Origin of the sequence: Bifidobacterium rousetti (assembly GCF_008698235.1) — a bacterium.
Taxonomy (GTDB): domain Bacteria; phylum Actinomycetota; class Actinomycetes; order Actinomycetales; family Bifidobacteriaceae; genus Bifidobacterium; species Bifidobacterium rousetti.
Map to the genome: position 1 here is coordinate 118142 of NZ_PEBH01000002.1, position 15673 is coordinate 133814.

Here is a 15673-nt window from a genome sequence, read left to right on the forward strand (position 1 = left end):
AAAGGCCCCGCGCGCCGTTCGTTCCGGACAGGACAAGCGATGCGCGGGGCTTCTACGTCTACGTCCGCGTCACTGCGCGCGTCACTGCGCGCCCAACGCCGTGACCTGGGAGTCGGCGATGGACCATGAACCGTCAAGCGAGCCGGACACGGAGCGTACGATCCCCAGATCGTCGAGCACGGCGAGACGGCGGTAGAGGGCGATCTGCCCGGAGGCCAGCGCGACCACCGTCGTGTCGGGCAACCGCTGGCTGGTGGCGGGCCCCGGCGCGATCTGCCGGAACGCCTTCTGCGTCCCCTGCCCGTCCGTCGTCGACTCCCGTCCGGCCCCGCGCTCCTGCGTCGCGCCATCGGACGAATCGGACGACGCGGACTGGGACGCCGAGGTCGCGTACACCAGATTGAGATCGTTGTAGAACGTCACCATCGTCACGTCCCCCTGCCCGCTGACCTTCGCCGATTGCGACGACAGGTCGGACGGCGTCTGATCGCCGTCACGCGACACCCCCGCCAGCCTCACGCCGCCATCCGTCGCCACCGCGAGGCGCGCGCCCTCCGGGGACACCGCGATGGCACGGATCGTCTCGTCTCCCAGCCATTGCGGCTTGAGCTCGCGGCTGACGCCGCCGCGCGAGACATGGAGGCTATGGCCGTCCGCCGACACGGCCCAGATCTCGCCGTCCAAGCCGGAGGCGATCGACGACATGGGCGCGCCGGAGAACATGACGCCGCACGACGAGGCGTCCGGTTTCAGACATTCGACGACGCCGTCGGCGCGCAGCACGGCGCCGCCGGACGCGGAGAACGCGAATCCCCTCGCATCGCCGAATCCCCTGGTCTCGCCCACACGCAGCGGGCTCGACGAGCCGAGCGAGACCACGCGGCCGTCGGTGAGCGTGTAGATGCCGATGCTGGGCTGCTGCGTATCGAGGTCGACGCCGCCGTCGATATCCGAGTAGTCGGCGCCGTCGACCGTGAGCGTCAACGGCGTGCTCGCGACCCCGTCCCCCAGGGTCAGCCTGATCAGGTGGACGATGAGGGCCCGCTCCCCCGAGGACAATCCCAGGAACCCGTCGTTCAGCTGCACCTGCGGCTCGTTGTCCGTCATCGGCACGGTGTCGACGGCGAGCGCGACCTTGTTCGTGTCGAGGTCCCTGACGGCGCCGCCAAGCCACGCGGGGCCGTCGGAGAGCACGGCGCGCACCGCCTGCGTGCGCCAGTTGCGCCAGCTGAACCATCTGACGTCGGGGACGAGATGCTTGCCGGAGGCGTCCACACGGTACACGGACACCTGACGGAACACCTGTTCGAAGTCGGCCGACGAGACGGCGACGCCGTCGTCGAGTCCGGAGATGCGCCACTGCCCCGACTCCTTGGTCATCGTGAACGACAGGACCATCGGGTCGCCCTCGGCGGCCGGCGTGAACAGCCCGTTCCTGTCCAACCGTCCGATGACGTTCATCTCGGCCTCGACGGCGAGGGCGGCCGATTCGGCGGAGCTGGTGCGCGGGATCGCCTTTCTGGTGTAGGTGGGCGTGCCGTCGTAGATGATGGCGGAGGCGTCGCCGTTCCATGTGTTCGCCGCCACGTCGGAGAGGTATTCGCGGGCGACCCGGTAGCCGTCCGACTGCACGCCGGCAGGCATGGCGCTGAAGAACCCCTCGACGATGCCTTCCGGCTGGTCGTCCTGCGAGGGGCCTTCGGGGCTGGTGTAGACGCGCCGCGTCTGCTTCTCCGCGGGCGCGCTGGCGTGGACGACACCGGCCGTGGGCAGGCCGATGGGGTTGGAGCAGGCGGTCTGGGCCGAGAGGGCGAGGACGGCGAGCATGGCGGCGAGCGTCCTGCGCGCCCATGTCCGGAAGCGTACGCGGTATGCGTCATGACGCTCATGGTTCCTGCGCATGGTGTTCCCCCTGCTCTTCGAGGTAGTCGGCGCTGCGGTTGTCGGCGACGCCGAATCCGCCGGTGACGACCATGTGGTCGGTGTCGTGCCGGAAGTCGACCGGCAGTTCGGCGTCGGGCACGGGCCCCTTGTCGGGGTCGCGCGGCAGGATCACGAGGAACCAGGTGCCCTCGTCGAGTTCGGAGCGCACGCGGATCGTGCCCTGATGCAGTCTGGCGTCGGTCATCGCGATCGACAGGCCCAGTCCGGTGCCGCCGGTGGTGCGGGCGCGCGAAGGGTCGCCGCGCCAGAAGCGGTCGAAGACGTGCGGCACCTGATCGGGCGACATGCCGACGCCGCGGTCGCGCACGGAGATGACGACGGCGCGTCGGTTGGCGGCGAGCTGCACCTCGATCGGATCGTCCTCGGCGAAGTCGATGGCGTTCGCGAGGAGGTTCCTGACGATGCGGATGATGCGGCGCGCGTCGATGCGGGCGAGGACCTGGATGTTGGGCAGGTACGTGTGGATCGGCACACGCTTGGCCGCGGCGAGTTCGGACACCTGATCCACGGCCTCGTTGATCGGATCGCGCACGTCGGTCTCGACGAGGTCGACGGCCGCGTATCCGGCGTCGTAGCGGGAGATCTCCAGCAGGTCGGCGAGCATGTCCTGAAAGCGGTTGATCTGTCCGCCGAGCAGTTCCACGGTGCGACGGGTCATCGGATCATAGTCGTCCTTGCGGCTGTCGAGCAGGTAGGAGGCCATGCGCATCGTCGTGACCGGGGTCCTCAGCTCGTGGCTCACGTCGGAGACGAACCGCCGCTGCATCGCTCCGGCCTCCTCCAGCTCGTCGATCTTCTGGTTCAGCGCGTCGGCCATCGAGTTGAACGAATGCTGCAGCGAACCGATCTCGTCGTTGCGGTCCTCGGGCACGCGCGCCTCGAGGTCGCCGGAGGCGAAGGTCTCGGCGGCGGCGGCCACTTCGGAGACGGGCCGGACGATGCCGCGCAGCGTGAACCACACCAGCAGTCCCATGAGCACGCTCAGTGCGAGGCAGATGACCAGCAGGTTGAGCTGGATCTGCAGCAGCGACGTCTGCTGCGTCTCGTAGGAGAACAGCGCGAACAGGGCGAGCCCGTCGGTCGCGCCGAAATCGAGGGACGTGCCGAGCACCGCGCCGGGCACCCTGCCGCCGCTGGATCCGGCGATGGAAACGGACTGGTAGAACACGCGGCCGGCGGTGTCGGAGGAGACGGCGACGCGGATGTCGTCGGACACGTCGGACTCGTAGGTCGGATCGGTGGAGACCGGCACGATGAGGCGGTTCGACATGTCCCGGCTCCACAGGTAGACGCCGATGAGGTTGGAGGAGCCCTCGTTCTGCAGGGACGAGGCGATGTCGTTGACCAGCTGCTGGTACTGCACCGAGTCGGACACATCGGCGGAGTCGAGCGAGGTCTGCGCCTGGGAGACCATGTCGGAGAAGTCGGAATGGGCCTGATTGGTGACCTGGTCGAGCATCGAGGAGCGTACGGACAGCATCGAGACCAGCGAGAAGACGACCGCGACGACGAGAGCGACCAGCACGACGAGGGCGACGGTGCGCGCCTGCAGGGACCGTCGCACCTCGGCGCGTCCGCTCCTGAGCAGCCGGCGCCAGCTGAACCGGCGTCTCGGATGCGGGCTGCGGCGCAGCCAGCCGGCGAGGCGGTTGACGCTCTCCGACTTGTCGGTCCGGCGTGTGGGCGCGATCATGCGTCGCCGCGGGGTTCGGGCGGCACGAACTTGTAGCCGATGCCGCGCACGGTGACGACGATGCGCGGATGCTCGGGATCATCCTCGACCTTGGCGCGCAGCCGCTGGATGTGCACGTTGACGAGGCGCGTGTCCCCGGAGGACTCGTACCCCCAGACGCGCTTCAGGAGGCTGGAGCGGCTGATCGCGTCGCCGGCGGAGGCCGCGAGCACGGCGAGCAGCTCGAACTCCATCGGCGTCAGACCCAGATCCCGGCCGTCCTTGGTGGCGGTGTGCGCGAGACGGTCGATGACGATCGCGCCGCGTTCGATGCGGCTCGGATCGCCGTCGCCGTCCTGCGCGACGCCGAACGGACCGTTCTCCCCGTTCGAGGCGGCGCCACGCGGACCGGAAGCGGCTCCGGACGCACCGGACGGCTTGGACTGGATGCGGAACCGGGCGCGGATGCGTGCCAGAAGCTCGACGACCTTGAACGGCTTGGGCACGTAGTCGTCGGCGCCGGCCTCGAGGCCCGCGACCACGTCGACGGTGTCGGATTTCGCGGTGAGCATGATGATCGGCACGTTCGAGGAGGTCGCGCGGATGCGGCGGGCCACCTCAGTGCCGTCAAGGCCGGGCAGCATCACGTCGAGCAGGATGAGATCCGGTTCGACGGTGGGGAACATCTCCACGGCGCGCAGGCCGTCGAGGCATGTGACGGTGCGGAATCCCTCGTTCTCGAGCACGATCGAGAGCATCTCCCCCAGCGCCTGATCGTCGTCGACGATCATGATCGTCCTGCCCTGGAGTTCGTCCTGCGTCATCGCCGGCCCCTTTCTCCCTGTGTTCCGGTGTTCCTCTTCGATGATCCTCACGACCCTCGTGAACGTTCACTTCGCGTTCATTGTAGCCCGCTATTCGCCGCCGTGCAGGATCGGGCGGATGCGCTTCAGATTCGCGGCGACCTCCCGCTCGTAGCCGCGGTCGTTCGGATGGTAGTACTCGCGCCCGCGCAGCTCCTCGGGCATGTACTCCTGCGGGGCGACCGCGCCCGGCCAGTCGTGCGCGTATTTGTACCCCTCGTGGTTGCCCCACTCCTTCATGAGCTTGGTGGGCGCGTTGCGCAGGTACAGCGGCACGGCGCCGATACGCCCCGCGTCGACGTCGGCGAGCGCCTCGTTGATCGCGTTGTAGCTGGCGTTCGATTTGGGGGCGGTGGCCACGGCGATCGTCGCCTCGGCGAGGATGATGCGCGCCTCGGGCATGCCGACCAGAGCCACGGCCTGCGCGGCGGCGACGGTGACCTGCAGGATCTGCGGGGCTGCCATGCCGACCTCCTCGGCGGCGGCGATCATGATGCGACGGGCGATGAAACGCGGGTCCTCGCCGGCTCGGATCATGCGCGCGAGATAGTGGATCGCGGCGTCCGGGTCGGATCCGCGCATCGATTTGATGAACGCGGAGATCACGTCGTAGTGGTCGTCGCCGTCCTTGTCATAGCGCACGGTGGCGGTGTCCATCACGCTGGCCACGACGTCCGGTGTGATGGTCGGGCGGCGTTTGCCCTTCTCGCGGGCCTTGTCGCCGGTGACGGCGCCGGCGGCCGCCTCGAGGATGGTCAGGGACTTGCGCGCGTCGCCCCCGGCCATACGCACGATCTCGGCGACGGCCTCGTCGCTGGCCTTCACCTCGCCTTTGAGCCCATGGTCGGAGTCGAGGGCGCGCCGGACCAGTTCGGTCAGTTGCTCGGGTTCGAGCGATTCGAGTTTGACGACGACGGACCGGCTCAGCAGCGGTTTGATGACGGAGAAGCTGGGGTTCTCGGTGGTGGCGCCGATGAACGTGACGTCCCGGTTCTCGACGGCGGGCAGGAGCGCGTCCTGCTGCGATTTGGAGAAGCGGTGCACCTCATCGATGAACAGGACGGTCTCCTGCCCTCGCGCGACAAGCCGTTCGTGCGCACGCTCGAGCACGGCGCGCACGTCCTTGACGCCGCTGGTCACGGCGGACAGCTCCTCGAACACGCGTCCGGACTGGCGTGCGACGATCGTGGCGAGCGTGGTCTTGCCGACGCCGGGAGGGCCGAACAGGATGATCGAGCTCGGCGCGGTGAGGCTCCCGCGGCTGGCCGGGTTGGCGAGGCGGCGCAGAGGCGAGCCCTCCCCCAGCACATGGGATTGCCCGATCACCTCGTCCAGCGTGCGCGGGCGCATGCGCACCGCGAGCGGGCGCGTCACGTCGTCGGGTGCGTCGGATGCGGCGAACAGGTCGTTATCGGTCATGCCTCCACCCTACTCCACGATTCGAACAGACGTTCTATGCGCCCGCGATCACTCGCCGTCGATCGTGCCGACGCGGTAGTCGACGAAAACGACCTCGCCGGAATCCTGCGTCGCGTCGAGGTCGACGACGCCGGTGATGGCCCAGTCGTGGTCGCCGTCGGAGTCGTCGATGATCTGGCGCACCTTCCACGTGTGCTCGTCCCTCTCGTGGCGTTCGTCGAGGATGAACAGCTCGCCGGAGCGGGCCTTGGCGTCGGTGTTGACGTACTCGTGCTCGTCGTAGTAGTCGTCGAGCGCGTCCTCCCATTCGTGCACGCCGTAGCCCCAGTCCTTGTCGAGCGCGCCGAGCGTGTCAGGATCGTCGAGGTCCATGAGCGTGACGCGGCGGAACAGGGCGTTGCGCACGAGCACGGTGAGGCCGCGGCGGTCCTCGACCACGGCGTCCCTCGCGCCGGGCGCGGCCAGCGAGACGGCCGCCTCGGAGGCGTCGAGCGAGTCGCCGCCGGCGTTCTCCCATTCGTCGACAAGGCTCGAGTCGATCGAGCGCACGAGCACGCGCAGCCACGCGATGATGTCCTTGAGCTGCTCATCGCGCTTCTCCGGCGGCACGGTGCGGGCGAGCGCGCGGTACGCGTCGGACAGGTAGCGCAGGAGCGTACCCTCCGAGCGGGCGATGTTATAGCGGGCGATGTAGCCGGTGAAATCGGAGGCGGTCTCGACCATGTCGCGCACGACCGACTTGGGGCTTAGCCAATAGTCGTTGGCCCACGGCACGTCGTGGCGGTACTGGTCGAACGCGGCCTGGAGCATGTCCTCCAGGGGCTTGGGGTAGGTGATCTCCTGCAGGCGGTCCATACGCTCGTCGTAGTCGAGGCCATCGGCCTTCATGTCGGCCATGGCCTTGTCTCGGGCGGCGCGCTCCTGGGCGCGCAGCACCTGCTTGGGGTCGTCGAGCGTTGCCTCGACCATCGAGATCACATCGAGTGCGTATGTGTCGGACTCGGGGTCGAGCAGTTCCAGCGCGGCGAGCAGGAACGGGCTGAGCGGCTGGTCGAGCGCGAAGTCGTCGGGCATGTCGAGGGTCATCACGTAGTCGTCGCCGCCGTCGCGGGTCTTGAGGATCTCGATCACGTCGGTGTCGAACAGGGTCTGGAAGATCTCGTCGGCCCGCTGGTGCAGGTGCTCCTTCTGCTCGGGGGTCTGCGCGGAGTCGTCGATGAGATCGTCGATGCGCTCGCGCGCGTCGCCGCCCTGCTCGACCTCGTTGAGCACCATCGAATGGGTGATCTTCAGGTGCGGGACGAGGGTTTCGGGCTCCATGTCGATGAGCTTGTCGAACGTGTTCTGGTTCCACGTGACAAAGCCCTCGGGGGCCTTCTTGCGCTTGACCTTCTTGAGCTTCTTCGGGTCTCCCCCGGCCTTGGCGACGGCCTTCTGGTTCTCGATCTCGTATTCGGGCGCCTCCGCGACGACGAGGCCCTCGGTGTCGAAGCCCATGCGCCCGGCGCGCCCGGCGATCTGGTGGAACTCGCGGGCCTTGAGACGGCGCATCTTGGTGCCGTCGAACTTGGTCAGGGCCGTCAGGACCACCGAGTGGATCGGCACGTTGATGCCGACGCCGAGCGTGTCGGTGCCGCAGATGACCGGCAGCAGGCCCTGCTGGGCGAGCTGTTCGACGAGCCTGCGGTAGCGCGGCAGCATGCCGGCGTGGTGGATGCCGACGCCGGTGCGCAGCAGGCGCTGGAGGATCTTGCCGAACGCGGTGGTGAACTTGACTCCCCTGATGGCCTCGGCGATGGCGGCGCGCTGCTCCTTCGAGGAGACGCCGGTGGAGGCGAGCGCCTGCGCGGTGTCGAGGGCCGCGTCCTGCGAGAAGTGGACGACGTAGATCGGGGTCTCGCCGTTCCTGAACGCGAGTTCGACGGTCTTCTCGAGCGGGTCGAGCGTGTACTCGTAGCTCAGCGGCACCGGGCGGGGCGCATCGGCGATCACGTCCACGTCGGGCGTGTCGTTGAGGTCGGCGAGCTTGTCGGCGATCGCGTCGACGTTGCCGAGCGTGGCGCTCATGAGGAGGAACTGGGTCTGCGGCAGGGTCAGCAGCGGCACCTGCCACGCCCAGCCGCGCTCCGGGTCGCCGTAGTAGTGGAACTCGTCCATCGCGACGAGCCCGACGTCGGCGTGCTCGCCCTCGCGCAGCGCCTGGTTGGCGAGGATCTCCGCGGTGCAGCAGATGATCGGCGCGTCGGCGTTGATGTGGCTGTCGCCGGTGACCATGCCGACGTTGTCGCGGCCGAACACCTCGACGAGGTCGAAGAACTTCTCCGAGACGAGCGCCTTGATGGGGGCCGTGTAGTAGGAGCGCCGGCCGGTGCACAGGGCGGCGAAGTGCATGCCGAGGGCGACCAATGACTTGCCGGAGCCGGTGGGCGTGTTGAGGATCACATGGTCGCCGGCGAGGAGGTCCAGAATGGCCTCCTCCTGGTGCGGCCACGGCTCGATGCCCTTGACGTCAGCCACCCAGCCGAAGAATCGCTCGTAGATGTCGTCGTCGGTCAGGTTGCGTTCCCGTTCGCTGCCGTCCCACGCGGGGGCGAGCCGCCCCAGCGACCCGTATGCGTTGTCCTTCTCGTCAGTCATGGTTTCCCAGTCTAGTGCCCATTGGCGTCCGTCGACATGTCCGACTCCGACGGGTTTCGCGCACGGTCGCGTACATAGGTGCTTCGTCCACATCCCTCGCACCACTGGACAAGCAATCCGTCACCTCCCCATGCTGACCATGGACGTTCGCAACGGCGTCTGACGGACACGGTAAGGAGGCATGATGATTCCACGACGATCGATCGCACACACCCGGATCTTGAATTTCGTGCACGAAATAGGTAGACTTATGTGCACGAAAAGGGCGCGGGCATTGGAACGCGCCGCCCGTATGACATCACGATCCTGGACCGAGTCACCGCACGGCACCCCCAGTTCAGTGCTGACGACCTGCGTTCGGCATGGGCCCACGCATGGAAGTACATGACACGGCTGGGCACCGATCCACCACAGACCATGGCCATCGGCTACGACCCGAAAGGACGGAGATGACATCATGAACCAAATCACCACGGCGGACGGCACTGTCGTCACGGAAGCGATGCTCGATCAGTGGGCCGATGACGCCGAACAAGGCGTCTACCACGGCACCCCCGGGAAGGTCATCACCCGCCGGCGTTTCGGCAGACCGCGCACCTATGCCGAACCCATGGGCACAGTGACACTCCGCGTCACCGCCGACACGCTTCACGAGGCCGAGCAGCTGGCGAACCACGACAACGTGAGTCGCGCCACGATGCTGCGCGAGCTGCTGGATCTCGGACTCAGGGAGAAACTGCGTCGCATGGCCGCATGACAGCCGCAATAGCATATCGTCAATCATCGGCCGCGAGCCTGCGCCTCGCCTCGACCGGGTCGACGTTGGACGCGAGCGGGGGCCAGGTCATGTTCATGTTCTTGAGGGTGGTGCGCAACAGCTCGGAGACGACGGCACGCGAGTACCAGCGGTTGTCGGCCGGCACCAGATACCACGGCGCGGCCGTCGTGCTGGTCCTCTCGAACACCTCCTGCCATGCGGCCATGTAGTCGTCCCAGCGGTCACGGGCGTCAAGGTCGGAGGCGTCGAACTTCCAGCGTTTGGTCGGGTCGTCGAGCCGCCCGAGGAAGTGGCGGCGCTGCTCCTCACGCCCGACGACGAGGAAGATCTTGACGACCGCGCATCCGTCGGCGACGAGGCTGCGCTCGAACTCGTTGACGAGGTCGTAGCGGGCCCGCCACACGTCCTCGGGAAGCGTGCCGTACACATGCGGCATGACGATGTCCTCGTAGTGGGATCGGTCGAACACGCCGATCCACCCCGGATCGGGCAGTTCGCGCTCGACCCTCCACAGGAACCCGTGGCTCGCCTCCTCATCGGTGGGTTTGCCGAAACCATGGTAGTGGATGCCCATCGGGTCGCCCTGACGGAAGACGTGACGCACGATCCCGCCCTTGCCGGAGGCGTCCATGCCCTGCAGCACGATGAGCAGCCGCCGGTTCGACCCCTTGACGCCGTTGGCGTACAGCAGCCGCTGGTAGCGGGCGATCTCCGACGAACTCAGCGAAATGAACCGTTCGGCGTCGTACCTGTCGCCGTCGAAACCGGGGGTCGCACCGGACTGCGCGTCGGCCGTCTCGGCGAGATCGACGCCGGGATGGAACATGAGCCGCTGCGCCGGCGGCATCGACCATACAGCGCTCAGCAATTCGCTCGATTTCGCCGCGTTGGCGAGCCGTTCGGCGACGGTCGCGCTCTCCTCGATCAGCCCGATGCGCTCCTCGGCGAGATCCATCACCCGGTCGATGCGCCGTTTGGCAGTCTTGTCGGCCTTGACTCCCCTGTTATCCTTGTCATCCTTGCCCATGCCCCGATTCTACGCCCAGAGAACAGGGTCGCGCGCAAGCACACACGTAGGGCGACGATATTCGCATCGTTGCTTCGTGCACCATGCATGACCAATGTGATCATCAGGTACATACACGACCCACCCACAGTGATACGATTGATCGTGAACGAAAATGATCACGCGTGACATTATGCAAGGATGAGATGATCACTGTCGGTATCGTGGATAACGACCCGTATGCGGTGTCCGTGCTCTCGAAACTGCTCAGGGAGTCCGGCATGGATGCCCAATGGGGAACCACCTCCGCCTCGGCGGCCCTTCGCCGTTGCCTGTTTGAATCGGCAACACCGCAGGTGCTTGTTTCCGACGTGCAGATGGACGACATGAACGGCATGGAGCTTTGCCATCAGATCCGTCAGCGCAAAGCCACGCCGGGCATCGTCATGATCACCGCGTATCCGCCGAAACGTTATCTCGAACAGGCGGTCAGAGCCGGTGCACAGGGGCTCTATCTCAAAACGGATGTGGCCGGCATCCGTACAGGGGTCCGAGCGGCGGCAACGGGAGACACCGCACAATCCGATTCGGGCTTCTTGAACTGCGTCGAGGCACGCAACGCCCTCCTGCGAAATGTCTCATCGAAGAGCGAGCTTTCCGAACGCGAATGTACGGTGATCGCCATGTACGCCGACGGCTTCACCACCGACGACATCATGCGACAGTTGTTCGTGAGCAAAGGCACCGTAGCCACCTACGAGAAATGCGCCTGCGCCAAACTGGGCGCCGCAACCCGCGCACAGGCCGTCGCAAAGTACGTCCGCCTACTGACAACGGGAATGACATGCTAAGCCGATTGCAGCAACAATTCTTGCATCTTATCAAATTACTATCGCGCCATTGGATGGTATCCATATCCTTGGCCACCGCCATCTTCTGTGCAACCGAAATGATCTTCTACGGCATCAATGGATGGCTAGATTCATTAATGCTAGCTTGGGGCACTGCACAAATAATCACTACACTGATAATGTCAAGATGGCATAAAACAGGTGCATGGTCCACTGGAATCATTTGGTCAGCCGGCATGCTATCACCTCAACCGGTCCTGAATTCAGGACTACTTGCCACACTCTGCGCATTAGCAATATTGTCATACTATTATATTACTCAAGGTATACTACTCTGTATAATCAATACAATAACGTTAACAATTTATATTTCAACAAGCAAAACGCTTCCATGGTCGACTCTCTTCAATTTTCTTTCATTATACATATCAGCCATATTACTAGGTTTAGTAATCCATTGGCACACAGAAATAATAGAAAATCGAATACATAGACAGCAAGAACAAGAAAATAATTATATAGCAGCAAAAATACACAATGAGATCGCAAACGGAATAACTACAGCAATTCTTCAGCTACAAACACAAACACAAACAACAACGACCATTACCAACGAACTGGAATCAACACTTAAGAAAGTACATAACGTTATTCATCTATTGGAGAATACACAGACATCAATAGGTAATAGCGAGATCAGCACACCAACACTAGATATAGTCAGCATACAAATAAATACGATATGCAAAAAACAGGAAATGATGCTACATTCATTAGGAATTAAAGGCATAACAATATTGCAAACAAATAATGTCACAATGGACAGAGAAAGAGCATCAATATTATATCAGCTACTTCAAGAGATATACATCAATATAGGGAAGTACGCAGAACACGATCATGGATACGTCATTTCAATTCTACACAATACGAAATCAGTAAGAATAACAGTAAACAATACTCTAAAAAAAGATATCGGAAATCTATCAGGCAAATTTGGCTTGAGACAATTGCAATATGCGATAACAGAGCTCGGAGGCTCTTTGAAATACGGAATAAAAGACAACTCCAATGAGTGGCATTTAGCAGCAACCATACCTTGCTGCTAAAATTTCATAACTCACCGACGCATCTCTTGCGCAACAAGCCATATGCTTCAGCGAATGACCTGGGACGGATCGAGAACGCCACACCGGTGAGGATGACTCCCACCAGCATCACAAGGTTGGAGCCGAACCCGTACGGCAGACCCATTATCCCGTTCACCCACTGCTTGGCGAGCAACGCGACGAGAAACACTGCCACACCCACTATCAGGAAACAGACCTTCAGCACGAAACGCAGCATCGGATTGCGAATCGAATCCTCTTCCTCCTCGCGGTAATGAGACCTTATGACCTTGATCGGTTCCTCTTCACCGTCAGCCGTCCGCATACCATCTCGCCTGTCCATGTCGACTCCTTTCATCGGAGGCGGAAGCACCGTCACTCCCGATATCGGCGATGATACGGCACGCATCCGCAGCCACCAAGAATGCTGTCCTTCTGGGAAGGACAGCATTCCATCATCATCCCTCGCGCCGGCCGCGCAGGTTCATCGCATATCCGGCGATGACGGCGGCGACGGTGCCGATCGCTACGGCGATCAGGGCGCGGCGACGCACGTCGGCGAGCGCAAGGCCCGGGCCGGACGGCTTGAGCGCGTTCTCGCCGGCGGCCGCGTCGGATGCGGGGTGGCCTCCCCTGTCGGCGTACTGCGCGTTAATGACGCTCGGTCCATCGATCGCACCCGACGCGGACTCGGCGGTTTCGACCTTGACGACGTCGCCGTTCTCGTCGAGCGTGACGCGGGCGCACAGGGCCTTGGCCCAGTTGATGCGCTGCCAGCCGTCGCTCGACTGCCACAGGGGGTATCCCGAGTCGAGCGCCGTGGCCTTCAGGATCGCGTTCCTCTGGTCGGCATGCAGTTCGGGGTATGCGAGTCGCAGCACGTCGGCGGCCCCGCGCGGGGCGGTGAACGCCTTGCCGGCCTCGCTCTTGTCCTGCGGGAAGCCGTAGGTCATGCGCGCCGTGTAGACGCGTACGGCGGACGCCTGATCCTTGACCGGCTCGGTGGCCACTGGGTCGAGGAAGTCGTTCGTGTATCCCCCGGTCGAGGTGGCCTTGAGGTTCGCGATGCATTCGGCCAGAGTGGAACCATGTCCATCCGCCTTGCAACGTTCGGTCAGATATCCGCGCAGCTGGTTCGCGGCCGGCACGACGGCGTCGGAGAAGTCGTTGTGCCAGTACTGGCCGTTCTGCGCCGATCCGCCGATGCGCCCGCCCATGATGTCGAGCGGGTAGTGGACGCCGAGCACGATGCGGTTGTTGCCCGCCTCGGAGGTGCGCGCCATGATCTGCGGCGCGAGCTCGGGGATCATGCCGGCGAGCGCCACGCCCCACGAGTAGGCGGAGGTGGTGTGCCCGGACGGGTAGGAGCTGTTCTTCTGCAGGTTCGAGTAGCCGGGGATGTGCTCGAGCCACGAGGGCGATTCCTTGATGTCGAGGGTCGCGGGGAGCCCTGCGAGGTCGTTGGTGCCGTCGTAGGTGCTCACGGAGCGGTCGAGGTAGGGTCTGGGGTGCATGGCGGCGCGTTTCGACTGGTAGGTGGAGGCGACGTTGAACTTGAACAGGTTGACGACCAGCCCCAGCTTGTGCTGGTTGATGCCTTCGCTCATGTATCGACCGAGGACCGGCCCGAGCGCGTCGGGCATCGTCTCGCGCGGGTACAGGTCGGAGTCGATGAGGGCGCGTTTGCGCTGCGGGGTGAGCCCGTTCTCGTCGGCGTTCTCGGCGCCGAGATGGTTGATCTCAACGGCGAGGTCCTCGTCGCGTTTCATCGTGGCAACGTCGAGCACCTTGCCGCCGTTCGCCTTGTCCTTCGGGGCCTGCCAGTAGTCCTTCTCGTAGTCGGACAGCAACGCGACCCAGTCGGGGTTGGGCAGCTGGTCAGCGTGCGCGGCGGGCAACGGCACGGCGAGGGAGGCGAGCGTGAGCGGTGTGATCGTCAGGACGATGCACAGCGCGGCGATCACGCGGGAGGATACGGCAACGGCGGATAGGCTGGGGAACTTCACGTTCCCTAACCTATCCGCCGTTTCGCTACGTAGCACGAGTCCCGATGGAACTCTGGGTGAACTCTTCGTGCCGGGTTAGCGGCGTCCGAGCGTCACCGCAGGTTCATCGCGGCAGCCGCCGAACCGGCCTCAGATCTTCGGCCGACCTCCCAGATCGGGATGCCCCTTGCCGATGTCGCCGTGCGGCTTGAACACGGCGTGATCGTGCTTCTCGCCGTGGCCGTACTGGTCGTGCTGCTCGTGACCGTGCCCGTCGCGTTCGGACTTGGCATCCCTGGCATCCTTGGCATCCTTGGCCTTGCGCGCCTGCTCCTCGCGGAACGGCACGCCGGTCTCCGGGTCCACCTGGCTTTCGGGATGCGTCTCGTCGTAGCCCTGCTCGTAGCGGGTGCGTCGCCAGTTGCGGATCGAGGCGTTGGTGCCGCGGTGGTGCACATGGTACTTGCGCGGCGCGCCGCCGAGCGGCAGCTCGTCGACCTCCTTGGCCACGGCGATCTGGTTGACGTTGGACGGGTCCATGATCGCGATCGGCGCGACCGGCTCCGGCTCGGCGGGCGCAGCCGTGCGCTCCTGCATGCGCTCGGGCAACCATTCGGCGAGGCGCGACAGCAGCCAGCAGGCAATGAAGTATATCACCGAGGCCATGACCAGCGTCTGGAGGATGTTGAAGTACATCGAGCCGAGTCGGCGCGACTCCTGCAGCAGGTCGGTGTACATGATGATCGATCCCAGCGCGGTGTCCTTCAGGACCACGACCAGCTGGGTGACGGCGGCGGGCAGCATCGCGTAGACGGCCTGCGGCACCTCGATCGACAGCAGCGACTGCGTCTCGGTCAGGCCCAACGCGAGGGACGCCTCGCGCTGGCCGTTCGGCAGGTTGCCGACGCCGGAGCGCACCAGCTCGGCGACGACCGAGCCGTTGTACAGGATCAGCGCGATCACGACCGCCCAGTAGGACGGGCTCGGCAGTCCGGCGAACGCGAACCAACGCCAGAAGAAGATCATGAGCAGCAGCACCGGCACGGCGCGGCAGAACTCGACGATCACGCCGGACACGCCGCGCAGCACCACGTTCGGCAGCAGTCGGCCGACGCCGAAGACGAGGCCGAACAGCACGGCGCCGATCACGGCGACGACGGTCGCCTCGAGCGTCATCAGCAGGCCCGGCAGGTAGAAGTCGGTCCACGCCTCCTGGTCGACGGCGGGCTTCCACAGCTCCCAACTCAGCTGGTTCTCACCATCCGGCGGGTTGTGCAGACGCATGAGGATCAGGACGACGATGACGGCGAAGACGGCGGCCGCCACCCAGTTGATGACGCGGATGCGACGACGGCCCTTGGGACCGGGCGCGTCGAAGAGGACGGAATTCGAAGTATCGGCCATGTCGG

General features: G+C 64.5%; 12 protein-coding genes. 3 read left to right on the forward strand and 9 right to left on the reverse strand.

Annotation, left to right across the window (positions count from 1 at the left end; translation table 11 throughout):
* Positions 1 to 81: 81 nt before the first annotated feature.
* The 5 genes from CSQ85_RS13005 to CSQ85_RS03045 all read right to left on the reverse strand — a co-directional run bounded on the left by CSQ85_RS13005 (position 82) and on the right by CSQ85_RS03045 (position 8535).
* The gene (locus CSQ85_RS13005; protein WP_223846799.1) at positions 82 to 1902 is read right to left on the reverse strand and encodes an LpqB family beta-propeller domain-containing protein; all 1821 of its coding nucleotides are present in this window, start codon (positions 1900 to 1902) and stop codon (positions 82 to 84) included.
* On the reverse strand, positions 1886 to 3637 hold the full coding sequence (gene mtrB / locus CSQ85_RS03030; protein ID WP_150382807.1) for an MtrAB system histidine kinase MtrB: 1752 nt from the start codon (positions 3635 to 3637) through the stop codon (positions 1886 to 1888). The genes CSQ85_RS13005 and mtrB overlap by 17 nt, the downstream gene beginning before the upstream one ends.
* Positions 3634 to 4440, reverse strand: coding sequence for an MtrAB system response regulator MtrA (mtrA, locus tag CSQ85_RS03035; RefSeq protein WP_150382808.1), 807 nt, complete (start codon positions 4438 to 4440; stop codon positions 3634 to 3636). Before mtrA ends, mtrB begins: the two co-directional genes overlap by 4 nt.
* Before the next feature lie 90 nt (positions 4441 to 4530).
* Complete coding sequence (locus CSQ85_RS03040; protein WP_150382809.1) at positions 4531 to 5898, reverse strand: replication-associated recombination protein A; 1368 nt, start codon at positions 5896 to 5898, stop codon at positions 4531 to 4533.
* Positions 5899 to 5946: 48 nt separating this feature from the next.
* A complete protein-coding gene (locus CSQ85_RS03045) occupies positions 5947 to 8535 on the reverse strand; it encodes a DEAD/DEAH box helicase (protein WP_150382810.1) in 2589 nt (862 codons plus the stop codon).
* A 457-nt stretch (positions 8536 to 8992) separates the two neighbouring features.
* Between CSQ85_RS03045 and CSQ85_RS03050 the strand changes: the two genes are divergently transcribed.
* Positions 8993 to 9292, forward strand: a complete 300-nt coding sequence (locus CSQ85_RS03050) for a hypothetical protein (RefSeq protein ID WP_150382811.1) — start codon at positions 8993 to 8995, stop codon at positions 9290 to 9292.
* A gap of 19 nt (positions 9293 to 9311) precedes the next feature.
* Here the strand turns inward: CSQ85_RS03050 and CSQ85_RS03055 are convergent, their stop codons facing one another.
* Positions 9312 to 10340 carry a PPK2 family polyphosphate kinase gene (locus CSQ85_RS03055; protein ID WP_150382812.1) on the reverse strand — a complete coding sequence of 343 codons (1029 nt, stop codon included), beginning with the start codon at positions 10338 to 10340 and terminating at the stop codon, positions 9312 to 9314.
* Positions 10341 to 10525: 185 nt separating this feature from the next.
* On the opposite strand from CSQ85_RS03055, the gene CSQ85_RS03060 reads away from it, so the two are divergent.
* Positions 10526 to 11170, forward strand: a complete 645-nt coding sequence (locus CSQ85_RS03060; RefSeq protein ID WP_150382813.1) for a response regulator transcription factor — start codon at positions 10526 to 10528, stop codon at positions 11168 to 11170.
* A 68-nt stretch (positions 11171 to 11238) separates the two neighbouring features.
* Positions 11239 to 12279 (forward strand): sensor histidine kinase, encoded by a 1041-nt coding sequence (locus tag CSQ85_RS03065; RefSeq protein WP_150382814.1) that lies wholly within the window; start codon positions 11239 to 11241, stop codon positions 12277 to 12279.
* 4 nt (positions 12280 to 12283) lie between these two features.
* Here CSQ85_RS03065 and CSQ85_RS03070 read toward each other — a convergent pair whose 3' ends face one another.
* The 3 genes from CSQ85_RS03070 to CSQ85_RS03080 form a co-directional block, all read right to left on the reverse strand.
* Positions 12284 to 12622 carry a hypothetical protein gene (locus tag CSQ85_RS03070; RefSeq protein ID WP_107042653.1) on the reverse strand — a complete coding sequence of 113 codons (339 nt, stop codon included), beginning with the start codon at positions 12620 to 12622 and terminating at the stop codon, positions 12284 to 12286.
* A gap of 115 nt (positions 12623 to 12737) precedes the next feature.
* Positions 12738 to 14243: a phosphatase PAP2 family protein gene (locus CSQ85_RS03075; protein WP_395956278.1), complete on the reverse strand. Its 1506-nt coding sequence runs from the start codon at positions 14241 to 14243 to the stop codon at positions 12738 to 12740.
* A 171-nt stretch (positions 14244 to 14414) separates the two neighbouring features.
* Positions 14415 to 15668 (reverse strand): amino acid ABC transporter permease, encoded by a 1254-nt coding sequence (locus CSQ85_RS03080; RefSeq protein ID WP_150382816.1) that lies wholly within the window; start codon positions 15666 to 15668, stop codon positions 14415 to 14417.
* Between the last annotated feature and the right edge of the window lie 5 nt (positions 15669 to 15673).